General features: G+C 65.6%; 23 protein-coding genes, 1 tRNA gene and 1 riboswitch. Of the genes, 13 read left to right on the plus strand and 11 right to left on the minus strand.

What is annotated here, in order from left to right:
• Window positions 1-347 precede the first annotated feature (347 nt).
• Window positions 348-3,884 (plus strand): proline dehydrogenase family protein, encoded by a 3,537-nt coding sequence (locus tag J7E83_RS10760; protein ID WP_396020534.1) that lies wholly within the window; start codon window positions 348-350, stop codon window positions 3,882-3,884.
• 152 nt (window positions 3,885-4,036) lie between these two features.
• Here the strand turns inward: J7E83_RS10760 and J7E83_RS10765 are convergent, their stop codons facing one another.
• Both J7E83_RS10765 and J7E83_RS10770 read right to left on the minus strand, forming a co-directional pair.
• Entirely contained in the window at window positions 4,037-4,354 is a 318-nt protein-coding gene (locus J7E83_RS10765) for a hypothetical protein (RefSeq protein WP_214961888.1), read from the minus strand.
• 184 nt (window positions 4,355-4,538) lie between these two features.
• Window positions 4,539-5,393 carry a LysR family transcriptional regulator gene (locus J7E83_RS10770; protein WP_214961890.1) on the minus strand — a complete coding sequence of 285 codons (855 nt, stop codon included), beginning with the start codon at window positions 5,391-5,393 and terminating at the stop codon, window positions 4,539-4,541.
• Window positions 5,394-5,553: 160 nt separating this feature from the next.
• Between J7E83_RS10770 and J7E83_RS10775 the strand changes: the two genes are divergently transcribed.
• A complete protein-coding gene (locus J7E83_RS10775) occupies window positions 5,554-6,921 on the plus strand; it encodes an MFS transporter (RefSeq protein ID WP_214961892.1) in 1,368 nt (455 codons plus the stop codon).
• A gap of 6 nt (window positions 6,922-6,927) precedes the next feature.
• Here J7E83_RS10775 and J7E83_RS10780 read toward each other — a convergent pair whose 3' ends face one another.
• The 3 genes from J7E83_RS10780 to J7E83_RS10790 form a co-directional block, all read right to left on the minus strand.
• The gene (locus tag J7E83_RS10780; RefSeq protein ID WP_214961894.1) at window positions 6,928-8,082 is read right to left on the minus strand and encodes a N(5)-(carboxyethyl)ornithine synthase; all 1,155 of its coding nucleotides are present in this window, start codon (window positions 8,080-8,082) and stop codon (window positions 6,928-6,930) included.
• The gene (locus J7E83_RS10785) at window positions 8,079-8,219 is read right to left on the minus strand and encodes a hypothetical protein (RefSeq protein ID WP_214961896.1); all 141 of its coding nucleotides are present in this window, start codon (window positions 8,217-8,219) and stop codon (window positions 8,079-8,081) included. Before J7E83_RS10785 ends, J7E83_RS10780 begins: the two co-directional genes overlap by 4 nt.
• A 140-nt stretch (window positions 8,220-8,359) precedes the next feature.
• Window positions 8,360-8,433 (minus strand) — tRNA-Gly (locus tag J7E83_RS10790).
• A 253-nt stretch (window positions 8,434-8,686) separates the two neighbouring features.
• Here J7E83_RS10790 and J7E83_RS10795 point away from each other — a divergent pair.
• Window positions 8,687-9,130, plus strand: coding sequence for an SRPBCC family protein (locus J7E83_RS10795; RefSeq protein ID WP_214961898.1), 444 nt, complete (start codon window positions 8,687-8,689; stop codon window positions 9,128-9,130).
• A 26-nt stretch (window positions 9,131-9,156) separates the two neighbouring features.
• Here J7E83_RS10795 and J7E83_RS10800 read toward each other — a convergent pair whose 3' ends face one another.
• Window positions 9,157-10,875, minus strand: coding sequence for a CAP domain-containing protein (locus J7E83_RS10800; protein WP_311379639.1), 1,719 nt, complete (start codon window positions 10,873-10,875; stop codon window positions 9,157-9,159).
• Between the two features lie 119 nt (window positions 10,876-10,994).
• Here J7E83_RS10800 and dcd point away from each other — a divergent pair, with 119 nt between their 5' ends.
• Entirely contained in the window at window positions 10,995-11,570 is a 576-nt protein-coding gene (dcd, locus tag J7E83_RS10805) for a dCTP deaminase (protein ID WP_214961900.1), read from the plus strand.
• Between the two features lie 44 nt (window positions 11,571-11,614).
• Here the strand turns inward: dcd and J7E83_RS10810 are convergent, their stop codons facing one another.
• From J7E83_RS10810 to J7E83_RS10820, 3 genes are read right to left on the minus strand one after another with little or no spacing between them, the layout of a single operon-like run.
• A complete protein-coding gene (locus J7E83_RS10810) occupies window positions 11,615-12,796 on the minus strand; it encodes a cation:proton antiporter (protein WP_214961902.1) in 1,182 nt (393 codons plus the stop codon).
• Between the two features lie 5 nt (window positions 12,797-12,801).
• Window positions 12,802-13,284 (minus strand): cation:proton antiporter regulatory subunit, encoded by a 483-nt coding sequence (locus J7E83_RS10815; RefSeq protein ID WP_214961904.1) that lies wholly within the window; start codon window positions 13,282-13,284, stop codon window positions 12,802-12,804.
• 52 nt (window positions 13,285-13,336) lie between these two features.
• Window positions 13,337-14,740 (minus strand): MFS transporter, encoded by a 1,404-nt coding sequence (locus J7E83_RS10820; protein WP_214961906.1) that lies wholly within the window; start codon window positions 14,738-14,740, stop codon window positions 13,337-13,339.
• A 190-nt stretch (window positions 14,741-14,930) separates the two neighbouring features.
• Between J7E83_RS10820 and J7E83_RS10825 the strand changes: the two genes are divergently transcribed.
• The 6 genes from J7E83_RS10825 to mnhG are packed head-to-tail and all read left to right on the plus strand — an operon-like array spanning window position 14,931 to window position 21,335.
• Complete coding sequence (locus J7E83_RS10825; protein WP_214961908.1) at window positions 14,931-17,939, plus strand: Na+/H+ antiporter subunit A; 3,009 nt, start codon at window positions 14,931-14,933, stop codon at window positions 17,937-17,939.
• On the plus strand, window positions 17,936-18,526 hold the full coding sequence (locus J7E83_RS10830; protein WP_214961910.1) for a Na(+)/H(+) antiporter subunit C: 591 nt from the start codon (window positions 17,936-17,938) through the stop codon (window positions 18,524-18,526). The genes J7E83_RS10825 and J7E83_RS10830 overlap by 4 nt, the downstream gene beginning before the upstream one ends.
• Window positions 18,523-20,127, plus strand: a complete 1,605-nt coding sequence (locus tag J7E83_RS10835) for a Na+/H+ antiporter subunit D (protein ID WP_214961912.1) — start codon at window positions 18,523-18,525, stop codon at window positions 20,125-20,127. Before J7E83_RS10830 ends, J7E83_RS10835 begins: the two co-directional genes overlap by 4 nt.
• Window positions 20,124-20,666 (plus strand): Na+/H+ antiporter subunit E, encoded by a 543-nt coding sequence (locus tag J7E83_RS10840; RefSeq protein ID WP_214961914.1) that lies wholly within the window; start codon window positions 20,124-20,126, stop codon window positions 20,664-20,666. The genes J7E83_RS10835 and J7E83_RS10840 overlap by 4 nt, the downstream gene beginning before the upstream one ends.
• Window positions 20,663-20,941, plus strand: coding sequence for a monovalent cation/H+ antiporter complex subunit F (locus tag J7E83_RS10845; protein ID WP_214961916.1), 279 nt, complete (start codon window positions 20,663-20,665; stop codon window positions 20,939-20,941). Before J7E83_RS10840 ends, J7E83_RS10845 begins: the two co-directional genes overlap by 4 nt.
• On the plus strand, window positions 20,931-21,335 hold the full coding sequence (mnhG, locus tag J7E83_RS10850) for a monovalent cation/H(+) antiporter subunit G (RefSeq protein ID WP_214961918.1): 405 nt from the start codon (window positions 20,931-20,933) through the stop codon (window positions 21,333-21,335). The genes J7E83_RS10845 and mnhG overlap by 11 nt, the downstream gene beginning before the upstream one ends.
• A 33-nt stretch (window positions 21,336-21,368) precedes the next feature.
• Here mnhG and J7E83_RS10855 read toward each other — a convergent pair whose 3' ends face one another.
• Window positions 21,369-21,629, minus strand: a complete 261-nt coding sequence (locus J7E83_RS10855; protein ID WP_214961920.1) for a DUF4235 domain-containing protein — start codon at window positions 21,627-21,629, stop codon at window positions 21,369-21,371.
• 74 nt (window positions 21,630-21,703) lie between these two features.
• On the minus strand, window positions 21,704-22,246 hold the full coding sequence (locus J7E83_RS10860; RefSeq protein ID WP_214961922.1) for a heme-degrading domain-containing protein: 543 nt from the start codon (window positions 22,244-22,246) through the stop codon (window positions 21,704-21,706).
• Window positions 22,247-22,303: 57 nt separating this feature from the next.
• Window positions 22,304-22,444: riboswitch (TPP riboswitch) on the plus strand.
• A 66-nt stretch (window positions 22,445-22,510) separates the two neighbouring features.
• On the opposite strand from J7E83_RS10860, the gene J7E83_RS10865 reads away from it, so the two are divergent.
• The 3 genes from J7E83_RS10865 to J7E83_RS10875 are packed head-to-tail and all read left to right on the plus strand — an operon-like array spanning window position 22,511 to window position 25,523.
• Window positions 22,511-23,161: an ECF transporter S component gene (locus J7E83_RS10865; protein WP_214961924.1), complete on the plus strand. Its 651-nt coding sequence runs from the start codon at window positions 22,511-22,513 to the stop codon at window positions 23,159-23,161.
• Entirely contained in the window at window positions 23,161-24,732 is a 1,572-nt protein-coding gene (locus J7E83_RS10870; RefSeq protein ID WP_214961926.1) for an ABC transporter ATP-binding protein, read from the plus strand. The genes J7E83_RS10865 and J7E83_RS10870 overlap by 1 nt, the downstream gene beginning before the upstream one ends.
• Window positions 24,729-25,523 (plus strand): energy-coupling factor transporter transmembrane protein EcfT, encoded by a 795-nt coding sequence (locus J7E83_RS10875; protein ID WP_214961928.1) that lies wholly within the window; start codon window positions 24,729-24,731, stop codon window positions 25,521-25,523. Before J7E83_RS10870 ends, J7E83_RS10875 begins: the two co-directional genes overlap by 4 nt.
• The last annotated feature ends 14 nt before the right edge of the window (window positions 25,524-25,537 follow it).

Consider the following 25,537-nt stretch of genomic DNA (forward strand, 5'->3'; position numbering starts at 1 on the left):
CGCAGATCCTGTGCGATCCTGGCGAACCCTCCCACTCTCATGTGAACTGCCACATGTGCGTGGGAGGGTTCGCTTTTTAGGCGGCAGGAACTGAGAGAGGGTCGCAGGTAAGGCGGCAGGAACTGAGAGAGGGTCGCAGGAAACTCGACAGGATCTGAGAGAGGGTCGTAGGAAAGGCGGCAGGATGTGAGAGAGGATCTGCGGGATTTATGAACGTTCGGGCGGAAAATTAAAACATTGGGTTCTCTAATCTGTATTGCTTAGAAAACATCGCTTTATCTTATGTGATCGCGGGCTCATACTGATGAATAAGAGCCCGTACGTCCAGGAAAGAACGAGTACCAGCCATGACCAAAACTGCAATGGAGACCGGTGTGAACACCGCGCCGGCAAGCTCCACCGGACGTTCAGATGTTCCCCAGGCGCAGGCCCTGGCGCAGGAGACCATCGAGCTGGTGCGCCACTGGCTCACCGAGGCTTCGAAATTTGCTGTTGATGCTTCGGCCGAACAGCTCGCCGGTGTCCTGAAAGACCCGAACGGTTTGGACTTCACCGTAGGGTTCGTCGACGGCGTCGTCCGTCCCGAAGACCTCCACGTCGCCGCCCGCAACCTCGCCGCCCTGGCCCCCAAGGTTCCGGCCTTCCTGCCGTGGTACATGCGCAGCGCCGTCAAGCTCGGCGGCACCGTGGCGCCGGTCTTGCCCCAGGTGGTCATCCCGATCGCCCGGCGCGTGCTCCGCGAAATGGTGGGCCACCTGATCGTGGACGCCACAGACGCCAAGCTGGGCCCGGCCATCGCGAAGATCCGCAAGGACGGCATCAAGCTCAACGTGAACCTCCTGGGCGAGGCCGTGCTGGGCGAACACGAGGCCTCCCGCCGGCTCGACGGAACCCACACCCTGCTGGGCCGCCCCGACGTGGACTACGTCTCCATCAAAGTGTCCTCCACCGTGGCTCCGCACTCTGCCTGGGCGTTCGATGAAGCCGTGGAGCACGTCGTTGAAAAGCTCACCCCGCTCTTCGCCAGGGCCGCCTCTTTCGCTGGCTCCGCCTCGGGCGCTGGCGGCGGGCAGAAGGCCAAGTTCATCAACCTGGACATGGAGGAATACAAGGACCTGGACATGACCATCGCGGTCTTCACCAGGATCCTGGACAAGCCTGAATTCAGGGACCTCGAGGCCGGCATCGTCCTGCAGGCTTACCTCCCGGACGCGCTCTCCGCCATGATCCGCCTCCAGGAGTGGGCCGCTGCCCGCCGCGCCGACGGCGGCGCTGCCATCAAGGTGCGCGTAGTGAAGGGCGCCAACCTGCCCATGGAGCACGTCGAGGCCTCCCTTCACGGCTGGCCGCTGGCCACCTGGAACAGCAAGCAGGACTCGGACACCAACTACAAGCGGGTCATCAACTACGCCCTCCACCCGGACCGGATCAAGAACATCCGGATCGGCGTGGCCGGCCACAACCTCTTTGACATCGCTTTTGCCTGGCTGCTGGCCAAGCAGCGCGGCGTCGAATCCGGCATCGAGTTCGAAATGCTCCTGGGGATGGCCCAGGGCCAGGCCGAGGCCGTGAAGAAGGACGTCGGCTCGCTGCTCCTGTACACGCCGGTGGTCCACCCGGCCGAGTTCGACGTCGCCATTGCGTACCTGATCCGCCGTCTCGAAGAGGGCGCCAGCCAGGACAACTTCATGTCCGCGGTCTTTGAACTCGGGGGGAACTCCCCAACCAGCACCGCCTTGTTCGAGCGCGAGAAGCAGCGCTTCATCTCCTCCCTCGAAAAGCTCGACGGCGCCGTCCCGCCGCCCAGCCGGCAGCAGAACCGTGCGCTCCGGGCCAGGCAGATGCCCCACAACCACTTCGAGAACACACCCGATACCGATCCGTCCCTGCCCGCCAACCGGGACTGGGGCCGCGCCATCCTGGACCGCGTCCCGTCCTCCACCCTGGGCAACGCCTCCGTTGAGGCCGCAACCATCACCGACGCGGTCACCCTCAACAAGGTGATCGGCACCGCGGTCGAAAAGGGCAAGGCCTGGGGCGCCCTGTCCGGCGACGAGCGCGCCGAGATCCTGCACCGGGCCGGCGACGTGCTGGAGGCCCGCCGCGCCGACCTCCTCGAGGTCATGGCCAGCGAAACCGGCAAGACCATCGACCAGGGCGACCCCGAGGTCAGCGAAGCCGTCGACTTTGCGCACTACTATGCGGAATCGGCCCGCCAGCTGGAAAAGGTCGACGGCGCCACGTTCGTTCCAGCAAGGCTCACCGTGGTGACCCCGCCGTGGAACTTCCCCGTAGCCATCCCGGCAGGCTCCACCCTCGCGGCACTCGCCGCCGGCTCCGCCGTCGTGATCAAGCCCGCCAAGCAGGCCCGCCGCAGCGGCGCCGTGATGATCGAAGCGCTGTGGGAGGCAGGCGTCCCGAAGGACGTCCTGACCATGGTGCAGCTGGGCGAGCGGGAACTCGGCCAGCAGCTGGTCTCCCACCCTGCCGTGGATCGCGTAATCCTAACTGGCGGCTACGAGACGGCGGAACTGTTCCGTTCCTTCCGCAAGGACCTGCCGCTCCTGGCCGAGACAAGCGGCAAGAACGCCATCATCATTACTCCCAGCGCTGACCTGGACCTCGCGGCCAAGGACGTGGCATACTCCGCGTTCGGGCACGCCGGCCAGAAGTGCTCTGCGGCCTCACTGGTGATCCTGGTGGGCTCCGTGGCCACGTCCAGGCGCTTCCATAACCAGCTGGTCGACGCTGTCACCTCCCTGAAGGTGGGCTACCCTCAGGACCCCACCAGCCAGATGGGCCCGATCATCGAGCCCGCCAACGGCAAACTCCTCAACGCCCTCACCACGCTGGGCGACGGCGAAAACTGGGCGGTGGAGCCGAAGAAACTGGACGATACCGGCCGTCTCTGGAGCCCGGGCGTCCGCTACGGCGTCAGGCGCGGATCCTACTTCCACCTCACCGAGTTCTTCGGGCCGGTGCTCGGGGTGATGACCGCAGACACGCTGGAGGAGGCCATCGCCATCCAGAACCAGATCGAGTACGGCCTCACCGCCGGCCTCCACTCGCTGGCCCCGGATGAGCTGGGCATCTGGCTGGACTCCATCCAGGCCGGCAACCTGTACGTCAACCGCGGCATTACCGGGGCCATCGTGCAGCGGCAGCCGTTCGGTGGCTGGAAGAAGTCGGCCGTGGGCGCCGGAACCAAGGCAGGGGGGCCCAACTACCTCGCCGGCCTGGGGAACTGGGAAAGCAAAGCGAGCACGGCAGCTGCCGCAGTCACCAACCCTGGTGTCCGCCGGATCCTGAACGCGGCTGCCGTAGCGTTGGAGCCCGCCGGGCTGGAGCAGCTGCAGCGTTCGCTGGCATCGGATGCCCAAGCCTGGGCTGACGAGTTCGGCACCGCCAGGGATGTTTCCGGGCTCAGCGCGGAACGGAACATCTTCCGCTACCGTGCCCTGCCCGTGACAGTCCGCCTCTCCGAAGGCGCCCCGCTGGCCCATCTGGCCCGGACAGTGGCCGCCGGTGTGCTGGCGGGCTCCGTCCTGACGATCTCCACCGCCATCGAACTTCCCGCCCAGCTGCGCACGGTGTTCACTGGTCTGGATATCGACGTCACGGTGGAGTCCGACGCCGGCTGGCTGGCTTCGGTGGCACGGCTGGCCGCCGCCGGAAAGCTGTCCGGAGCGCGGATCCGGCTGATCGGCGGGGACACCGCGGCGCTGGCCGAGGCTACCGACGGCCGTCCGGATGTGGCTGTCTACGCCCACTTGGTCACGGAGGCCGGGCGGGTGGAACTGCTGCCGTTCCTGCACGAGCAGGCCATCAGCATCACCGCGCACCGCTTCGGTACCCCCAACCACCTCTCGAACGCGCTCATTTAGAACGCCTGGCCAGACATGTAGATGCAGGAAGGCCGGGCGGCCACTTCGAGTGGCCGCCCGGCCTTCTTTGCTGTTGTTCTTGGTTCGTGTGTTCTTGGTTTGTAGTGCAGTTGGCTCGCGCTGGCTGCGCGGCGACTAGAGACCTGTGGAAATCAGCCCAGATACCAGCCAGGGGGTGACCACGACATCGGCACACTGTGGGCGGAAAAATCTTCGCAGCGGGTGCACGTGTAGGCAACCTCGCCCAGAGTCCTCACCACGCCGTCACGCCGGAAGACAGGCGGGACATAGGACTCAAGGTAGATGAATTCATCGGTGCCGCACTTTTCGCAGGTGGGCTTGCCGACATATTCGGACTCCACGGTGGCGATGCCGGAGCCGAGGCTGGAATTTCGGGTAGACAGCGGGCGCCCCGTATTGAGCGGGCGTGCATGTGCTGTGTGGAATTGGGTGTTCTTGGCTGTCGTCATTGGCTGCCTATCCCGAGCACGGCCAGCCCATGGGCTGCAAGGCGTGCTCGTATCGTTGAACGGCCCTCTGCTTGACCCATGGGAAATCAGCATAGTTTATGCGGACATCTTCTTCAATGTTTTGGCTGGCCTCCGCCGCAGGCCGGACGCCCCACAGCTGAGGCACACACCTACTGCCGCTGCGTCAGGCAGACTTCTTCAGGTTCCTGCCGACAATGGCCTGGGTCAGGGCGTCGATTACCTCAGCGTTGGCCAGCGGGTTGCGGATCAGGGTGAAGTCGACGTCCCCTACCGGCGGCAGGTCGAACCGGCGGGTGATGATCTTGAGGTCTTCCGGCACCAGCGACGACGGCATGACGGCCACACCGATGCCCGCCCGTACCGCCGCAAGGACGCCACTGATCTGCCGGGTGGTGCACGTGATCCGCCAGGTCCGGCCGTGTGATTCCAAGGCGTCGATGGCCAGCTTCCGGCTGAGGCTGGGGGAGGGGTAGGCGATCAGCGGCACGGGATTTCCGGGCTCCAACGAGGTCTGCTCCAGGCCCACCCAGGAGAAGGAATCGTGCTGCACCACGGTGCCGTCCTTGACTCCGGCCACCCATTTCACAAAGACCAGGTCCAGCTGACCGGCGTTGAGCTTCTTGTACAGCTGATCGCTCTGGCCGACCGTGAGCTCAAGGTTGATCTGGGGGTAGATCTGCCGGAACTCACGCAGGATCCGGGGCAGGCCGGTGATGGCGAGGTCATCGGCGGTGCCGAACCGCAGCCGGCCGCGCATGGCGGAACCGGAGAAATATCGCGAGGCGGCGTCATGTGCCGAAAGGATGCTGCGGGCGAACCCCGCCATGGCGTCGCCGTTGTCCGTCAGCCTGACGTCCCGGGTATCCCGGGTGATCAGGACACGCTTGGCGGCTGCCTCGAGTTTCCGGACGTGCTGGCTGATGGTTGGCTGCGCCAGCCCCAGCCGCTCGGCCGCTTTGGTGAAACTCAGTGTCTCGGCCACGGCCAGGAAGGAGCGGAGCTGGGTAGGTTCAAACACGGTGGAACTCCATCGGCTGCCGGGACGGTGGACAGGTCTTGGTGCAGGTGTCATTGCATATTGCAATGCGAGTTATAGGCACAATACGCCTACATAATCGTGCGGGACCAGCTTAGCGTTAAGGGCATTCCAGCCCGCCCGCTTACTTGAGGACACCCCTGTGGCACCCCCACCGCCGTCGTCGGCAACCGTCAGCCAGCCCGTCATCGACTCCGCTTCCTCCCAAACCCAACCCCTGGCCGTCGTGAGTGAACACCTTCCATGGAGGCACACGTTCATCTCCCTGAGGGTTCCCAACTTCCGCATCTTCGCCATCGGGCATTTTGTGGCCGTGATCGCGGTCTGGATGCAGCGCATTGCCCAGGACTGGATGGTCCTGGAGCTGTCCGGCTCCGTCACAGCGGTGGGCATCACCGTGGCGCTTCAGTTCATGCCGTCGCTCTTCCTGGGACCGTGGGCAGGCATGATGGCGGACCGGTTCGCCAAGCGGAAGATCCTGATCCTGTGCCAGTGCCTGGCCGGAGTCCTCGCGGCAGCACTCGCCACCCTGTCACTCAGCGGCATGGTTGAAGTCTGGCACGTGTACGTCATCGCATTGGTGCTGGGCCTGGTCACCGTGCTGGACCAGCCGGCCCGCCAGGTGTTCGTCAACGAGCTCGTGGGACCCAAGTACCTGCGCAACGCCATCAGCGTCAACTCCACTACGTTCCAGCTGGGCGGCCTGATCGGTCCGGCCCTGGCGGGACTCCTGCTCACGGCAGTCGGAGCCGGCTGGGCCTTCGCCGCGAACGCCATCGCCTGCTGTTCCACCGTCACCATGTTGCTGATCCTGCGCAAAGACCAGCTGTTTGTCAGCACGCCCGCCCCCAAGCGGAAGGGGATGCTGCGCGAGGGCCTGCGGTACGCGCTGAGCAAACCCACGATTTACTGGCCGTGGCTGATGGCTGGCTTCATCGCGGTATTTGCCATGAGCCTTCCGGTCCTGCTGGCAGCCTATGCGGACCACGTGTTCGACGTCGGCGCCGGCGGGTACGGACTGCTCAACGCCCTGGTTGCCCTGGGGGCCCTGACCGGTGCGGTCGCGTCCACCAGGCGCCGGCAGCTGCGGCTCCGCTCCGTGGTGTTCTGTGCCGGGATGTACGGCGCCATGCTGTGCCTGGCCGCATTCGCGCCGTCCATGCCGGTCTTCGGCGCTGTGATGGTGCTGTCCGGATTCTGGTGCCTGATGTTCCTCACCGGCTCCAACCAGCTGGTCCAGATCAGCTCCAACATGGGGATCCGCGGCCGGGTCATGAGCCTGTACATCATGGTGCTGATCGGAGGGCAGGCCATCGGCGGACCGATGCTCGGCTGGATCGCCGAGCACGTAAACCCGCACGTGGCCCTGCTGGTTTCGGGCGGCGTGCCGGCGCTCGCTGCGCTGACTGTCGCCGTCGTACTCGCCCGGAAGGGTGCGCTGCTGCTCAAAGTCGATCTGAAGGATCGCCGCCGCCCGCTGAGGATCGTCAGCAGGGCGGCAGCAGCCTAAGAGTGCCTATTGAATGAGATGCGGGTACTCCGCCTCACGCCGCTGGAACTCCAGCACGTCCTTGTTGAGGACCACGCCGTCGCGGATCTCAATGGCCCGCGAGATTGTCTCGTTCCCATCCCAGGCCTCCGGACCGCCCACCACCACCTCCAGGAACGGCAGCAGTGCCTGGCTGATCTCCCAGCTTGAGGAATTCCAAAGATAGGACGGGCTGTGGTCCACCGCGTAGTAGCTGATGTGGTCGCCCACGGTAAACATCGGTTCGGCGAACGTGGTGGAGCGGGCCCAGCTGAAACCCATGCCCTCGTCGCAGGAAACGTCAACGATCAGGCTGCCGGGGCTGAAGGCCTCGAGGTCCTCGATCCGCAGGTACGTCAGCGGGTTGTTGGGATCCTGCAGGGTGCAGTTGACCACGATGTCGCTTTCGGCCAGGAACGGCGCGAGCGGAACCCGTCCCCGCTCGGTGATGACCTGGCTCAGGAAGGGGGCTTCGGCGTCGTGATCAAACTGGACGATGTTGACTGAGTGGATCGGGGCGCCGACGGCGGCAACTCCCCGGTTGGTCAGCACCTGGACATCGTGGATGCCATGCGCGTTGAGTGCCGTAACTGCGCCGCGGGCGGTGGCTCCGAATCCGATCACCACGGCACTGAGGCGCCGCCCGTAGTCACCTGTGGATCCGGTCAGTGCGAGGGCATGCAGGACGGAGCAGTAGCCGGCCAGCTCGTTGTTCTTGTGGAAGACGTGCAGCCCGAAGCCGCCGTCGCTGGCCCAGTGGTTCATAGCCTCGAAGGCAATCAGCGTGAGCTTCTTGTCGATGGCCAGCTGCGTGATGGCACGGTCCTGGACGCAGTGCGGCCACCCCCAGAGGACCTGGCCGTCACGCAGCTCAGCCAGGTCTGCCGGCTGGGGCTTGGGCAGAAGTACGACGTCTGCCTCCGCCACGAGAGTTTCCCGGCTGGCCATCCTGCCCACCAGGGTGGAGAGGTGCTCATCCGAGACGCCGAAGCTCTCGCCGTAGCCCTGCTCCAGGATGATGCGCTGACGCAGTTCCGGCGCAATGCGGTCAAAATGCCCGGGATGAATGGGCAGTCTGCGTTCGTCCGGCTTGCGGGTAGACGCCAGGACGCCCAGGGTCAGACTGTTCGGTTGGCCATTCACTTCTTTTTGGCGGCCTTGCTCGATGTGATGTCGAGGGAGCTGGCCGGAGCGGCAGCGGCCTTCTTATCTGCTCGTTTTTCCTTGATGGACTTGCCGGCTTTTTTGGATGCTGCTTGACGCGGGGACTTGTCAGCCATGATTGCTCCTGTAGCGGAACCGAAGGGGTTCCTGACTTCGAACGATACACGGCGGCACCTAACGGCCCCTTGGCCGGCGGCGCGCTTCGCAAAGCTGCGGGCTGGGGCGTGCGGGGGAGGCCTTTTACCATGGAGTGAAATGGAGCGGCTGACGGGAATCGAACCCGCGTATCGAGCTTGGGAAGCTAGCGCTCTACCATTGAGCTACAGCCGCGTGGCCCCCATATGCCGGGGGCAGAACTTAGCTTAGCGCAGATGTGACGCGCCACCGGCAACGGCGCCCGGAGTACGGACCGTGTCCATGGCAAGCCGGCCCAATGAGCCGCGTCATGCAGTAACTCTTCAATAACGTCCCCGCCCGTGGCTAGGTCCGGGCGAAGTCGACTGGCTACTCTGAACCGGATAGCCGCGGTGTCAGGGGGAGAGACGGGCTACAACAGCACGCTCGACGTCAAACAAAGGATTCCATGGCATTCGCAGAGCACGAGGTCCTGATCCGCCGTGACGCCATGGCTGTATACAGCTTCCTCATCGATGGAATGAACCTGCCGCAGTGGCGGGAAGGAATCCGCAGCATCTCACTGTCAACCGGGGCCGCCGGCAGCAGGGGGGCTGTCTACCGGCAGACCCTCGCAGGACGCTCCGGCAGGCCCATCCCGGCCGACTTCGAAATCACCCAGGCCCGGCCCGGCGCCGAAATCCAGTTCCAGGTGATCGCCGGTCCTGCCCGGCCCTCCGGCGGATACTACCTCAGCACGGAGGAGTCAGGGACGCGCGTCCGCTTCGCCCTTGACTATCAGCCCAAGGGCTTGTTGGGCCTAATGAACACCATGATTCAACGGACAATGAAGGCCGAAGTGGCTCAGTTGGAGAGGCTCAAGGACGTCCTGGAACTCCAGCCTGCCGCATAGGCTAGTGGGCTGGCCTTGCTCCTGCCCTACTGTGCCAGCCGCTGGCCGGACCAGCTTCCGGTGATGTTCGACGGCGCCGCCAGGCTCCCGGCGCTCAGGTCCCAGTACTGCACAACGTCGTTGGCCCGGCGAAGGGCCACCCCGGTCGAGTTCAGGCCGGTGACATCCTTTAACGGCCTGATCCCTGTCACATCCTGCCAGCCGGTTGCAACAGTGGGCCGTGCTTCCGCTCGCAGTGCCGTGGTGCCCCAGCCCCGATAAAGCTGGACACTGCCGTCGGCCTTCAGCGCCAGGATGTCCTGGAACCCGTCGGCGTCGTAGTCGACCATCGCCAGCCTGGTGGCCAAAACTCCCGTAGCAACGGTGGTCCGTTGGGACATGTCGCCCAGGCCCATGTTCGGATACAGGAAGAGGTTCCCTGAGGAGTCCAGCGCCAAAACCTGGGGCAACCTGTTGTTGGCGCACCAGCCACCGACCGCGAGTGTCAGGGACTGCCAACCGGACTGGCCCAGCGTGACCGGTGACTGGAAGCCTCCGCCGGCGATGCCCGGATGAAGCGTCAGCCGGCCGTCGGTCCACTGGGTCAAGAGATCGTAGGTTCCGTCGCGCTCCCAGTCGGTGATGAACACTTCCTTTGCCGTTCCGAACCCCGAGCCGATAACTTTGGCGGCCCCGTAGATCCTGTTCCCTGTGGCGGGGCGGTTGATGAGCTGACCGGAGGCGTTGACGGTGACAAGGTCGGCAGGGCCGGTGATGGCGGCATTGGTGAGGTCCAGTGTGGGCGGCATGTGCCTGACCGCGGGATCGCAAAGGGTTGGCGACGGGGCAGGCAGCTCAGGACTTCCGCCTGGGGAAGTGGTGGTTCCTGCCGGGAGGGTGGTGTAACCGAAGAAGTTCACCACACCCCACATCGTGTAACGGTTGGGGGTGGTCTGCCAATTGCCGTCCGTGTAGGTAATGCCGATGCCCATCACGTTGAAGCGCGGGTCGATCAGTATGGCGTTGTGGCCCGGGGAATTCTTCCACCACTCCACCAGCTGAGCGGCATCACGGTCCCAGCGGACGGCGATAATTTCACCGGCGCCGTTGGTGGGGTTCATCGCACGGGGGTCGGTCCAGAAACTGGAGCGGTGCTCGATAACCTCGCGGGTTGCAATGTTGTTGGACCACTCCTGTGCCATTCCCGCCACAGTGGCGTGGTACTTCACCGGGGCCAGGCCCTTGGACGCCCGGTATTCGTTGATTTTGTTGAACACCGTGAGAATAGCGGCTGTGTTGCTGTCCGGCACCAGTGCTTCCGGGGCCGGCACGGCCGTGCCGGACTCCGGTGCGGGAGGGTGGACCGGGGGCTGTGCCAGTTCGGCATCCGGTGCCCACAGCGGCGGCACAGATGGGGGCTCCGGCGGGGAAAGTGTCAGGGCTTCGGTGGCCGGTGGCGCAACTGACGCGGACGGCACCGCGGTCCCTGATTCGGCGGCCGGAGACAACGGATGGATTCCCGGCTCCACGGCTGGGCCGAGCGGGGATCCAACGCCGGTGTCCGCGCCCGCTGGACTTCCGGTGCCGTCCATTGTGGAGGCAGGGCCCAAGGCCACGGCGCGGGGGCCTGTGAGGTTGGCGGCCTGGCTGGCTGCAGGCCCCGCTTGGAAGCCCGCTGCCGGGACCGCATTAAGGCCGGCGGCCGGGGAGACCATTGCGAGGGCGCAAAGCACTGCAACGACGGCGGGCGGCACAAATCTACTCACAACTATCCCAGCTCCCCAGCTAAGTTGGGCCTTCCGGGCGACCATCCGGCGGCTGTCATTCTGAGGCAACACTAGCCCCGCTGAGCGGCGGCAACAATGCATACTGTATTTTGGGAGGCGTGCTGATCTCTGACCGCGATATTCGTGCCGAAATAGACTCCCGACGGATCGTCCTTGAACCGTACGACTCGGTGATGGTCCAGCCGTCGTCGGTGGATGTGCGGATCGACCGGTTCTTCCGGCTTTTCGACAACCACAAATACGCGCACATCGACCCCGCGGAGGAGCAGCCTGAACTGACACGACTGGTGGAAGTCGAGGCCGGGGAGCCTTTTATCCTGCACCCTGGCGAGTTCGTGCTGGGATCCACCTATGAGACGGTCACGCTGCCGGATGACATTGCGGCACGCCTCGAGGGCAAGTCCTCACTGGGCCGCCTGGGGCTGCTCACGCACTCCACCGCCGGATTTATCGACCCGGGGTTCTCCGGCCACGTGACGCTGGAGCTGTCCAACATGGCCACCCTGCCCATCAAACTGTGGCCGGGAATGAAGATCGGCCAGCTGTGCTTCTTCCGGCTGACCTCCGCCGCCGAACACCCGTATGGCTCCGGCCAGTACGGCAACCGCTACCAGGGCCAGCGCGGTCCAACAGCCAGCCGCAGCCACCTGAACTTCCACCGCACCGAGGTTTAGCGGCCAGCCCCTCAGCGCACGAAGCCGGCGTACGCGGGCCTGCATTACGCCTGTGTGGCCACCGCGGCTGTCCGTGTGACCGACTGGAGCAGCGGCTCCACGTAGCGCGCGGCCAGCGGACCGAGGATAGCCATGAGCAGTACGTAAGCGGTGGCGAGGGCCGCCAGTTCGTCGGGGACCACGCCGGAAGTCACTGCCAGGCCGGCAATGACGATCGAGAATTCGCCGCGGGCAATGAGGGCGGCGCCGGCACGGAAACGTCCACGGCGCGCGATTCCCGCGCGTTTGCCGGCCCAGATGCCGGTGATCATTTTGGTGACAGCCGTGATGACGGCCAACACCAGCGCCCACCCGAGCACAGGGGGGATGGTGGAGGGATCCGTATTCAGGCCAAACGCCACAAAGAAGATGGCAGCAAAAAGGTCCCTCAAAGGCTCCAGGATTCTGGTGGCGCTATGGGCGGTGGCCCCGGAAATGGCGATACCAAGCATAAATGCCCCCACCGCCGCTGAGACCTGCATGGCCGAGGCAACACCGGCCACCAGCAAGGCGGCCCCCAGCAGGTTGAGGAGGAAGACCTCCGAATTTTCACTGTGGACCGCCTGGGACACCCGGTGGCCGTGCCGAAGCGCCACCATCAGAACCAGCGTGACCACGGCAAGGGAAATTCCCACCGTGGTCAGCCCGCCGAGGAAACCCACGCCGGCGAGGGTGGCCGTGAGGATGGGCAGGTACAACGCCATGGCCAGGTCCTCAAAGACCAGGATGGACAGCACCACGGGAGTCTCACGGTTGCCGATCCTGCCCAGGTCCGTAATGACCTTAGCCGCGATGCCTGAGGAGGAAATGTATGTCACGCCGCCCATCACCATGGCCCCCACGACGCCCCAGCCCAGCAGGAGGGCGAGTCCCGCTCCGGGGAGGAAATTCAGGACCAGGTCAAGAACACCGGCCTGCCAGGATCTCCGCAGGCCGGTGACCAGTTCCGCCGCCGTATATTCCAAGCCGAGCATAAGCAGCAGCAGGATCACTCCGATTTCACCGGAGAGATGTGCGAATTCCTGCATGCCTTCAAGCTTGACCACTCCACCCGCGCCAAAGGCGAGTCCGCCCACGAGGTAGAGGGGAATGGGGGACATCCCGATCCGTCCGGCCAGCCTGGCCAAGAGGCCGAGGCAGAACACAACGGCCCCCAGCTCAATGAGGGTCAGGGCCAGCGGGTCCATTATGGTCAGCCGTTGCGCAGAATATCGGCGGCTGCGTCGAGCCCTTCTTGTGTACCGACGGCGACGAGCAGGTCACCGGAGTGAAGTACGGCGTCGGGTCCCGGCGACGGGAGCACCTCGCCTTCACGCATGATCGCTACGATCGAGACCCCGCAACGGGTGCGGATGCACGCCTTGCCCATCGGCTGGTTCTGGAACGGGGACTCCGGTGCAATCGAAAACTGCCGCGTGACGATGCCCGGGATTTCCTTGTGGGCTTCCGTGAGTGTCATAGCGAGGTGCTGCCCGCCCAGGAGGTTGCCCAGCGTGGCTGCCTCATCCCCGGTCAGGGGAATGGAAGCCTGGCACGTATCGGGATCGTCCCAAGTGGAAACGAAGAGCTCCGTCTGGCCTTCGCGCAACTCCACGACGCCGATGCGGCGGCCTGAGGCCGTCATGAAATCCTTCCGCCGGCCCAGGCCGGGGAGGTCCGTCTCGTCCACGTTCATACGTCAAGCCTAGTCCGCCAGAGCTCCGCCGGGGGCTAAAATGCTCGTCGGGCTAAACGGCGGGGACCACCGCGATGGCCGTCTTGTCCGGGGACTTCACTGGCAGCAGGACCAGGAGTCCGGCCAGGAGCACAGCCATGATGCCCAGGATTCCCCAGCGCTGGGCCTCGCCCGGGGCAACCAGCGGAGTGGCCAGCGTGATGCAGAGGGTGAACAGCGCCGGAGCCAGGAAGCTCACAGCCCGGCCCGTGGTGGCATACAGGCCGAAGAGCTCGCCCGACTCGCCGTGCGGCGCGAGCCGTGCCAGGTATGCCCGCGACGAGGACTGCGCGGGTCCCACGAAGAGGCACAGGAACAGCCCGAATACCCAGAATGTGGTGCTGCCGGCCCAGGCTGTTCCGAAGAAGACATAGTCGCCGTTGCCCAGGACCAGGATCATGGTGCCGGCGATGAGCAGCCCCGTGAGGGAACCGATGATCACTGCCTTGGGTCCAGTGCGGTCATCCAGGAATCCGCCGATCATGGCGCCTACTGCGGCCACCACGTTGCCGAAGATGGCGAAGAAAATGACCTGGGGCAGCTCAAACCCGAACGTCCCGGCGGCGATGATCCCGCCGAAGGTGAACACGGCGGCCAGGCCGTCGCGGAAGACGGCGCTGGCCAGCAGGAAGTAGATGGTGTGCGGGCTGGTGGCGTAGATGGCTCTGATCCTGCGCACCAGCAGGCCGTAGGAAGCGAGGAATCCCAACGGCCTGGCCTGCCTGGGCCTCGGAAGTTCGGGGACCGCGAACAGGACGGGCAGGGCGAAGACGAAGAACCAGAGGGCAGAGAAGACCGCCACCAGCCGGATGTTGAGGCTGTCCTCGGTGGAGGCCCCGAACCAGTCGAAGCTGGGCTGGACGAAGAGTTGCAGCACAATGAGCAGCGCAACGATGCCGCCCAGATAGCCCATGCCCCAACCGAATCCGCTGACCTTGCCGATGTTCTTCGGGGTGGAGATCTGGGCAAGCATGGCGTTGTAGTTGACGCCCGCGAACTCGAAGAACACATTGCCCAGGGCAATCAGCGAGACGCCAAGCAGCAGGAACTCCGGCCGTGGGAACACAAAGAAACACAGGGCGGTCAAAACCGCGACGGCAGCTGTGTTGACTCCCAGCCACAGCTTCCGGCGGCCGCCGTTGTCCGAACGTTGTCCGGTCACGGGGGCAAGCAGGGCGATGGCGACGCCTGCCACAGCGAGGGCGCCGCCCAGCACGGCCGAGGCCTGGTCCTTGCCGCCGAAGGCGTTTGAGGTCAGGTAGACCGTGAAAACGAAAGTGGTCATCACGGCGTTGAAGGCTGCCGATCCCCAATCCCAGGATGCCCAGGCGAGCACCCGGGCCTTGCTGGTGGCCTGGTTCCCGGACTCGAGTTCCGATGACGGCTGCATTGCCTCAGGAGCGCTGGCGGTGTTCATAGGCTGAATCGTATCCGCCTGTGGCGAACATCGGGCGAAGCGTATCCCGGACACCCGGTAATCTTGCGGGCCGGCCCGCCCAGGCGGCAAAAGTGTCGTGGGCGCCTTGGTAAACTTTGGCACTGAATCCTACCCATGACCGCCTGCTCTGACTTTTGACAATCGAATCCCTGACGTTGCGGAGATACCAGTGATCACAGTCCTTGCCGTGCACTTCACGGTGGCTGCTGTGGCGCCTTTCCTGTTCAGGGCTTGGGGGCGGAATGCGTTTTACGCGCTGGCCGCCGTGCCTGGGATGTCCTTCCTCTGGCTGCTGCTCCAGTACGGTGCCGTTTACTCGGACGCTGGGGCGGTCAGCGAAGTCTTCCCCTGGATTTCGGGGCTCAAGATTGAATTCGCCTTCCGGCTGGACGCGCTGGCCTGGGTTATGTCCCTGCTGGTCCTGGGCGTGGGCTGCCTGGTGCTGGTCTACTGCGCGAGGTACTTCAAAAAGAAGGACCCGGACTTGGGCGGCTTCGGATCCCAGCTGCTGGCCTTCGCGGGCGCGATGTTCGGCCTGGTGGTCGCCGACGATCTCCTCCTGATGTTCATTTTCTGGGAGCTCACCACCGTCCTGTCCTACCTGCTGATCGGCTTCGCCCGCACCAGGCTGGCCGCGAGGCGCTCCGCGCTGCAGGCGCTCATGGTCACCACCGCCGGAGGCCTGGCCATGCTTGTGGGGCTGGTCATGCTTGGCTTCAGCGCCGGCACGTACCGGATTTCGGCCATCCTGGAGCAGGCCCCCGCGCTGGTCACCGGGCCTTCCGGCGCAACGGTGGCGGCCGCCGTCGTGCTCATCCTGGTTGGCGCAATCACCAAATCCGCACTGGTTCCTTTCCATTTTTGGCTTCCCGGGGCCATGGCAGCACCAACGCCGGTCAGCGCCTACCTCCACGCCGCTGCGATGGTGAAGGCGGGCGTCTACCTCGTGGCCCGGCTCGCCCCCGGGTTCGCGGAAATCTCCTACTGGCCCCCGATAGTGCTCGGGCTGGGGCTCGCCACCATGTTGGTAGGCGGGTACCGGGCACTGCGCCAGACAGACATCAAGCTCATCCTTGCCTATGGCACCGTCAGCCAACTCGGTTTCCTCATTATGGTGGTGGGGCTCGGGACGCCGGACGCTGCGCTCGCCGCTCTTGCCATGCTCCTGGCCCACGGCCTGTTCAAGGCCACCCTGTTCCTGGTGGTCGGCATCATCGACCACCAGTCCGGCACCCGCGATGTCCGCAAATTGTCAGGCGTCTTCAGCTCGTCCCGTGCCCTGGGCATCGTGGCCGGAATCGGGGCCGCCTCCATGGCAGGCGTTCCGCTGCTGGCCGGGTTTGTGGCCAAGGAATCGGTACTGGAGGCCTTTGTCCGCGAGGCCTCCGACGGCGGGCCCTGGAGCCTTGCGCTGCTGGTGGGGATCGTGCTGGGTTCCGTCCTGACGTTCGCCTACAGCGCCCGCTTTATGTGGGGCGCGTTTGCCGTTAAGCCAGGCGTGGACCGGACTCCCTTCAGGGCGGTCAGGCCCTCCTTCCTCGCAGCCCCCGCCATCCTCAGCGTCCTCAGCATTGCCTATGGCGTGTGGCCGGCCCCAGTTGACAGCTGGGTCCAGCCGTACGCCGCGTTGTTCGCCGCAACCGGGCCCGACGCCGGGACTCCAGGTGCGCAGGCCGGTCACCTTGCGCTGTGGCACGGCTACACCCCTGCCCTGGCCCTGACCGCTGTCACCTTCGGGCTGGGCCTGGTCATGCACTTTGGGCGCAATCTGGTGGCCCGGGCACAGGACCGTGTGCCCGGCTGGATCGACGGCGACCGCGCCTACCAGAACACCATTGGGGCCCTGGACGACGCGGCGGTCTGGGTCACCGGCCGCACCCAGCGCGGCTCGCTCTACTACTACCTGGCCGTCATCCTCACGGTGGCTTTTGTGCTCCCACTGACGGCCCTGGTCGCTGCCAACAAGCCGCTGCCGGAGGGCCTGTACTTCATCGACCCCAACTCGCCACTCCAGCTCGTGGCCGGCGCTGGCATTGTGATCGGCGCCCTCGCCGCGGTGAAGGCCAACAAACGCTTCCTGGCTGTGCTGATGGTCTCCGTGACCGGCTACGGGGTCGCCCTGATGTTCGCGCTCCAGGGCGCGCCGGACCTGGCCCTCACCCAGATGCTGGTGGAAACCATCATCCTGGTGGCGTTCGTCCTGGCCATGCGCAGCCTGCCCGCCGAGCTCCGGGACCGGACCGGCGGAAAGTACCGCGTGGTTCGCGTCATCATCGGGCTGGCTTTCGGCACCACCATGGTCTTCGCGGCGATCTATGCCATGGGTGCCCGCGTCGCCACGCCCGTGTCCTTGGAGTTTCCGCGCCTCGCGTACGAGGGCGGCGGCGGGCTCAACATCGTCAATGTGACCCTCGTGGACATCCGCGCCTGGGACACTTTCGGTGAAATCTCGGTCCTGGCCCTGGCCGCCACGGGGGTCGCAAGCCTCATCTTCGTCCGCGGCAGAGGGGACCGCATCCGGGTGTCGTCCATCATCGCGGACGGAACTGTCGGCCGGCACACCGGCGTGGATCCCGGCTCACGGGATGCCGCCGCACTGGCCATCAGCCGCAAGTTTGCCGCGTCCACCCGCGATGCGTGGATCGTCGCTGGACGCACTTTGGCACCGGAAAGGCGCTCCATCATCTTTGAAGTGGTGACCAGGCTCATCTTCCACTCCCTGATCGTCTTCTCCCTCTACCTCCTGCTGGCAGGCCACAACTTTCCAGGCGGCGGATTCGCCGGCGGCCTGACGGCTGGGCTTGCCCTCGCCATCCGCTATCTGGCCGGTGGCCGCTTCGAACTGCGGGAGGCCACGCCGATCAGCGCGGGGACACTGCTGGGGATCGGACTCGCCACGGCAGCGGCGTCCGGCGTGGTACCCCTCCTGCTTGGCGGGCAGGTGTTCCAGTCCGCCATTATCGAGCTGTGGCTGCCGGTGTTCGGCGACATCAAGTTCGTCACCTCGACCATCTTCGACATCGGCGTGTACATCGTGGTCGTCGGCCTGGTGCTGGACGTGCTGCGCAGCCTGGGCGCCGAGATCGACGAACACTTCGAAGACCAGGAAACGGCGCCTGCCGAGGAGCAGGAGCCGCTGGGCGTCCCTGCCGAAACCACCGCAAAGGGCAAAGCATGAGCGTCAACCTGACCCTCCTCTCGGTCATGGGGGCCCTGTATGCGTGCGGTATTTACCTGATCCTTGAGCGCAGTCTTACCCGGGTGCTCCTGGGACTCATGCTGCTGGCCAACGCAACCAACCTGCTGATCCTCGCCACTGGCGGTTACGCCGGGCTCTCTCCCTTCTACTCGAAGGGCACCCCTGCCCAGGACTACAGCGATCCCCTTCCCCAGGCGCTGATCCTGACGTCGATCGTCATCTCCTTCGCCGTGACGGCGTTTATGCTCGGCATCATCTACCGAACCTGGGTCCTCGCACGGCAGGACGAGATCCAGGACGACGTGGAAGACCGCCGCGTCGCAGAGACCCCCAGCTTCGATGCTGAGGATGACGCGGAGATCCCGGCCGAGACGTCCGAGTTTCCGCTGACCATGATCGGCAGCGACGGACGCGCCGTCTCCGATTACGCCACCGTAGGCGCGGTGGAAAGCGCCGAGCCAACCATCGCCGCCGGAGGCAAAAGGATCCCTGCCGCGGATGCCGCCGCGGAAGAGCAGCCCGGATCGCAGAACACTACCCTTGACCCCGAAGGAGGTATGCGGTGAACATCGCAAGCCTCGCCCCGCTCGCCGTCGTACTTCCCATCCTGGGGGCCGCCCTGACCTTTGTCCTGATCCGGCACTCCCGGGCCCAGCGGGCCGTCAGCATCGCACTGCTCTCCCTCACGCTCCTGTTGGAGTGCCTGCTCCTGTCCTCCGTCTGGGAAGGCGGAACGGCGGCCGTCAACATCGCCGGCTGGCTGCCGCCCTGGGGCATCGTGATGGTGGTGGACCAGTTCTCGTCCCTCATGCTGGTGGTGTCCTCGGCGGTGAGCCTCGCCGTGCTTGTCTACGCCACAGGCCAGGGCATGGCCGACGGTGACCAGGACGCTCCCGTCTCGATCTTCCACCCCACCTACCTGATCCTGGTCGCGGGCGTGTCCAACGCTTTCCTGTCGGGGGATCTTTTCAATCTGTATGTGGGCTTCGAAATCCTGCTGACGGCAAGCTATGTACTGATGACGCTGGGCGGCACCGGGCCCCGTATCCGCGCCGGCGTCACGTATGTCGTGGTGTCCGTGGTGTCTTCTGTGCTGTTCCTGATTTCCATCGCCATGATCTATGGCGCCACCGGAACCGTGAACATGGCTGATCTGGCCATCAAGCTCGGTGACCTGGACCAAGGGACCAAGACCCTCCTGCACGTGATGCTCCTGGTGGCTTTCGGCATCAAGGCGGCCGTGTTCCCGCTGTCCTTCTGGCTCCCCGACTCCTATCCCACGGCGCCGGCACCGGTCACAGCCGTGTTCGCCGGCCTGCTCACCAAGGTGGGGGTGTACGCCATGGTGCGAACCGAGACCCTGCTCTTCCCCGGGGACACCCTGAACACGCCGCTGATGGTGGCGGCGTTGCTCACCATGGTGGTGGGAATCCTGGGCGCCCTGGCCCAAAGCGACATCAAGCGTCTGCTCTCGTTCACCCTGGTAAGCCACATCGGCTATATGGTGTTCGGCCTGGCCATGTCCTCCGCTGCCGGGTTGGGCGCCGCCGTGTTCTACGTGGCACACCACATCACCATCCAGACCAGCCTCTTCCTGGTCACGGGCCTGATTGAACGCCGAGGCGGCAGCTCCTCGGTGGACCGGCTGGCCGGCCTCGCCAAACTGTCACCAATGCTGGCACTGCTCTTCTTCATTCCGGCCATGAACCTTGCCGGCATCCCGCCCTTCTCCGGCTTCTTGGGGAAGGTGGGCTTGATGCAGGCAGGCATCGAACTCGGCACGCCACTGGCCTACACGCTGGTCGTCGGAGGGGTAGTCACGAGCCTCCTCACGCTCCTTGCCGTCGCCCGGGTCTGGAACCGCGCATTCTGGCGCAAGCCCACAGATGCGGACCACCCGGACCCCGTGCTGCTGGCGGACCACGCGGATTCGGACACCGGCCGCCGCGGCGGCCGCAACAACGTGGTCCTGTTGCCCCGCAGCATGGTGGGCTCCACGATGGGGCTGGTGGTGCTTGGGGTGGCGTTGACTATTTTCGCGGGCCCGCTGTTCAACGTGGCGGACCAGGCGGCAACGGACATGCTGGACAGGTCCTCCTACATCCAGGCCGTGCTCGGCGAGGATGCGCCCGTGCCCCAAGTCCTTACGTCGGGAGGCGGCAGATGAACCGACGCATCTCCCTGCGCCAGGAACTGCCGCTCCTGGTGTGGCTGGTGTTCGTCTGGGGCGCCCTGTGGCAGGACTTCAGCCCGGGCAATCTGCTGTTCGGCGCGCTGCTGGCGGTTGTGGTGGCGCGGATGTTCTACCTTCCCCCTGTGGAAGTCAGCGGGCGTTTCAATGTCCTCTACGCTATTCCGTTCGCCCTGGGGTTCCTCGGACGGGTGGCCGCCGCGAGCTTCCAGGTCATGTATCTCGCCGTCTTCCGCGGGCCCTACGTGAGCAACGCCGTCGTCGCCGTCCCGTTGCGGAGCCGCCAGGACCTGATGGTCACAGCCACTGGTCACGTCATCTCCCTGATCCCAGGCTCCCTGGTGGTGGAGGTGGACCGGTCAACGTCCACCCTGTACCTGCACGGGCTGAACGTCAGGAACGCGGAGGACGCGGCGAAACTGCGCGACGACGTCCGGGCCATAGAGGCCAGGCTGATCCGGATAATGGGTACCCGGGAAGAACTTGAATTGATCCGGCTGGAGGCCGCACCATGATGCAGACCGTCCTGGCTGTCACGGCAGTCATCCTTTCGCTGGCTGCCGCGGGTGCCATCATCAGGATCGCGCGCGGTCCTTCATTGCTGGACCGGGTGCTGGCCTCCGATGTCCTGCTGGCCATCCTGGGAGCGGCGCTGTGCATTGATATGGCCGTTAACCGGCACCTGGACAACCTGATGCTGCTTGTCGCGCTCTCCGTCATCGGCTTCATCGGCTCGGTGACGGTTGCCCGGTTCGTGGCAGACCGGCGGGAGCAGCCCCGTGATTCCTGATGCAGGCACGCTGGATGCCGTCATCGACGGCCTGTCCGCGGTGTTCATGGTGGTTGGTGCCCTGATGTCACTGGCCGCAGCGGTGGGATTGCTGCGATTCCCTGACCTCCTGAGCAGGATGCATGCCGCCACCAAACCGCAGGTCCTGGGACTGTTCCTGCTGTTGGCAGCCATGGGCCTGCAACTACGGACGTGGTGGGTGTGGCCCGTGCTGCTGGTGGCCTGGATCTTCCAGCTGCTGACGGTGCCAGTGTCCGCGCATATGGTGGGACGCGCCGGATACCGCACCAAGCACCTGCACAGGGAGCTGCTCAGCACTGACGAGCTGGAAGCCGTGGTGCAGAAAGCCGCCGCCAAAGCCGCCCGTGAGGACAGTTCCGACGGCGGACATTAGGCCGCGGCGGACCGCTGGGACCAGCAGGTCCTGTCAGACGATGTCCTGGCTCTTGGCGAAGCGTGTGATGGCCCGCTGCGTGCCACGGTTGGCGAGTACCTGGATGATTGTGCTGACCGAGGCAGAGATGAGTGCGAACGTCAGCGCCGAGCGGAGGCTGGTGGGGGTGTCATCCTTGCCCGTGGGCGCCTTCCTGCCGGTGGACTTTTCCCACACTGCGTTGACTACCTTGGTGCCGATGAACCCGGCGCCGATACTTACTCCAGCGCCAAGCAACTTGATGAAGAGGTTCATTCCGGGGACTCCTTGTGGGCGGAAACGGGACTCACATTAGCCTAACGTCATAAGGCGGGGCGCCGGTGCCAGTGCTACCCGGCCCGCATCGAGCCCAGGATCTCCCGCAGCGCCTCCACCACCAGGTCGTGGTCCTGCTGTTGGGGCAATCCGGACACTGTGACGGTGGCCACCGCGCCTACCCCGGCCACGTAGACCGGAAAGGAGCCGCCGTGGGGAGCATACCGGGACTCGTCGAACCAGCCGTGATCCTCAATCCGCCCGCCATGACGCCGGCCCCGGAGCCCCACCAGGAGCGAGGGAACCTCATACCGGGCGGCAGTGCGCTGCTTCGCCCGGATCCATTGCTCGTTGTCCGGTGTGGCACCGTCGAGGGCCACGTGGAACAGAACCTGCTCGCCCTTGGTGATGTCGATCGCGATGGGCAAGCGCCGGCTCTTTCCCAGCTCCACCAGAAGCAGGCCCAGGTTGAGGGAGTCGTCTTTGCTGAAATGCGGGAACTGCAGCTCCCCGATCTCCGCTTCAATCCGGCCGATCAATGCCTCAAGCAACCCTGCGGGCTGGCTCGCGCGGGAGTCGGGATCGAACGCTGTCACAGGGGAGGATTCGGCTGTCATGGCCCACAATCTACCGCGCCTGCGGTGTAGACTGGACCACGCCCACAAGGGCAGATTTATTTACGACAGGGGAGCGCCGCCGTCGGGCATCACTGGCAATGCCAGGAACCGCAGGTGGGCGCTGAGAGTGCGGACAGCCGCAGACCCTCGAACCTGATCCGGTTAGTACCGGCGCAAGGGAGTCGAGTTCTCGAAGTGTCCGGCAAAGGCGGCCAACGCCGACCGCCGGGTGCACTTTCCCCTCCTGTTCCTCAGGAGGACCACATGACAACTGCAGCAATCAAGAAGACCGGCAATACCTGGCGCGTCGTGGACATCGTGGTGGCGGCCCTCATCGCCATCGCCGGCGGCGTGATCTTCTGGGCCTGGTCCCAGGGCGCGGGAATCGTCTCCGCCCCCATGAACGCCGTCTACCCACCCATGACCGGCCTGATCGCCGGCGGCTGGATGATCCCCGCAGTGCTGGGAATGCTCATCGTCCGCAAGCCGGGCGCGGCGCTGTTCTGCGAAACCGTGGCCGCAACCGGCGAGCTCATCATGGGTTCGCAGTACGGCGCTACCGTCCTCATTTCCGGAATCCTGCAGGGTCTGGGCGCCGAGCTGGTGTTCCTCCTGCTGGTCTACGGCAACTTCCGGTTCAGGTCTTTCCTGTTCCAGAAGTACAACCTCGCCGCTGCCCTGCTGGCCGGTGCCGGCGCCGGGCTTTTCTGCGGCCTCAACGATTCCTTCCTGCCCTGGGGCTGGAACATCGCCTATGAAGCCGGCGACAAGCTCGCCTACATCCTGTTCTGCACGGTCTCCGGCGCCATCATTGCCGGCGCCCTGTCCTGGATCGCCACCCGCGGTCTGGCCAAGACCGGCGTGCTGAGCTCCTTCGCGTCCCGCAAGGCCGCCTCGGAGCCCGTCTTCAACTGATGGCTGCTGCCCACGCCGGCGCCGCCGTTGCGGTGCGTCCCGCCGCGGTTTCCGCCCGCGGCTGGGGCTGGCGGCACTCCGGACGGTCCGCGCCCGCCATCCGGGGACTGGACCTGGAGATCTGCCCCGGTGAGAGGGTGCTGCTCCTGGGCGCCTCCGGCGCGGGCAAGTCCACGCTGCTGCATGCCCTCGCGGGCGTGCTGGGGGACGAAGGGGACGACGCCGATGAATCGGGGTCGCTGCTGATCGACGGCGTTGCCCCGCGCGAACAGCGCGGACGGTCCGGACTCATGCAGCAGGACCCGGAAACGCAGGTGGTGCTCTCGCGGCTCGGTGACGACGTCGCCTTTGGTGCCGAGAACCTGGCGGTGCCCCGGGAGGAGATCTGGAGCCGCGTCCACGAGGCGCTCGACGACGTCGGACTGCGGCCCGCCGGCGGAGGCGGGGCCGGCCAGCTGGCGCTGGACCACCCGACGTCGGCCCTCTCCGGCGGGCAGAAGCAGCGCCTCGCGCTGGCGGGCATCCTGGCGATGCGGCCCGGGCTGATCCTGCTGGATGAACCCACAGCAAACCTTGATCCGGCCGGCGTCCTGGAGGTGCGTGACGCCGTGGGCAGGTGCCTGGACAAGACGGGCGCCACGCTGGTGGTGGTGGAGCACCGGGTGTCCGTGTGGAAAGACCTGGTGGACCGGATCGTGGTGCTGCAGCCGGGTTCGGCTGCGGCGCCCGCGGTGCTCCTGGACGGCCCGCCTGACCAGGTTCTCGCGGACGCACGGAGCGTGCTGATCGCGGCGGGGGTCTGGGTGCCCGGATACGTCCCGGCCACGCGGGCCCGCAGCACCGCTGGTTCCGGGGCGCTCCTGCTCGCCGCTGAGGAACTCGCCGTATCCCGCGAACGGCCGCGCCGCCGCGGCTTCAAATCCGTCCCCCCGTTGCCGGTCCAGGAGGGTATTTCGGCGCAGGTCCGCGAGGGCCAGGCCTTGACAGTGGCCGGCCCCAACGGCGCCGGGAAATCCACTTTCGCGCTGACACTGGCCGGGTTGCTGGCTCCCGTTGGCGGCAAGATCTCGGCAACGGTGGAACTGAGCCGTGGGGCCGGCATCGATCCGTTCAGATGGAAAGCTGACCAACTGATTTCCCGGATCGGAACGGTGTTTCAGGAACCGGAGCACCAGTTCGTCACCGGGCGCGTGCTGGATGAGCTGATGTTCGGTCCGCGTCATCTGGGCCACGGTGAGGAACGGGTTGACGAGCTCCTGCAACGGCTGCGCCTGACGCACCTGGTGGACGCTAATCCTTTCACCCTGTCCGGCGGCGAAAAGCGCCGGCTATCGGTGGCCACAGTACTCGCGGCCCACCCCAATGTCCTGGTGCTGGATGAACCCACGTTCGGCCAGGACGCCAACACCTGGGCAGAGCTGGCCTCCTTCCTCTCCGAACTGCTGGACGCCGGGACTGCCGTGGTGTCCGTAACCCACGACCAGGAGTTCAGCGCCGTCCTGGGCGGCACGGAACTGCGCCTTGACCCTGCCTTTGGGAGCGGCGCGCCGCTGGAAGCGGGTGCGGCATGAGGGTGGCACTGAACCTGCGTGGCAACCATGCGCTCCTGACCCGGGCAAACCCCCTGGCGAAGTTCGCGGCCGTTTTCCTCATCACCCTGGTGCTGGCCCTCTCCATCGATTGGGTGTCCGCCACCACTGCCCTGGTCATGGAGCTGGCAATCTTCCCGTTGGCCGGACTCACGCTTCCCCTCCTGTGGCAGCGCGCGTGGCCCCTGATTCTCGCCGCAGCCCTGGGCGGCTGGAGCACCGCGATTGTCGCGGCGGACAGCGGCGCTGTAATGCTCGACGTCGGGATCTGGTCCATCAGTGAGGGTTCGCTTCAGCTGGGGCTGGGTTTCATGCTGCGCGGAATGGCGATTGCCCTGCCGGCGATCCTCCTTATGACCTGCACGGACCCCACTGACCTCGCGGATGCGTTGGCCCAGAAGGCCAGGCTGCCGCACCGCTTTGTCCTTGGCACTCTTGCGGCGATGCGGCTGGTGGGGCTCATGGCGGAAGAATGGCAGACCATTGGCATGGCCCGGCGGGCCCGCGGTGTCGGCTCCCAGGGGAGCCCGCTTCAGCGGTTGCGCGCCATGCTTGGCCAGAGCTTCGGGCTTCTGGTCCAGGCGATCCGCCGTGCGTCGCGCCTGGCCGTCACCATGGAGGCCCGCGGCTTTGGCGGTTCGCAGAGGACCTGGGCCCGTGAATCCACGTACTCGCTGCTGGACATCTGGGTGCTGCTGGGCGGCCTGCTGATTGCAGTGGCGGCGGTCTTCGCGGCCGTAGGCCTTGGCACGTGGAGCTTCGTCTGGCGCTAGGCAGGTGACGCGAA

It is taken from the genome of Arthrobacter sp. ISL-48, from assembly GCF_018613805.1.
In the GTDB taxonomy this organism is placed as follows: Bacteria; Actinomycetota; Actinomycetes; order Actinomycetales; family Micrococcaceae; genus Arthrobacter.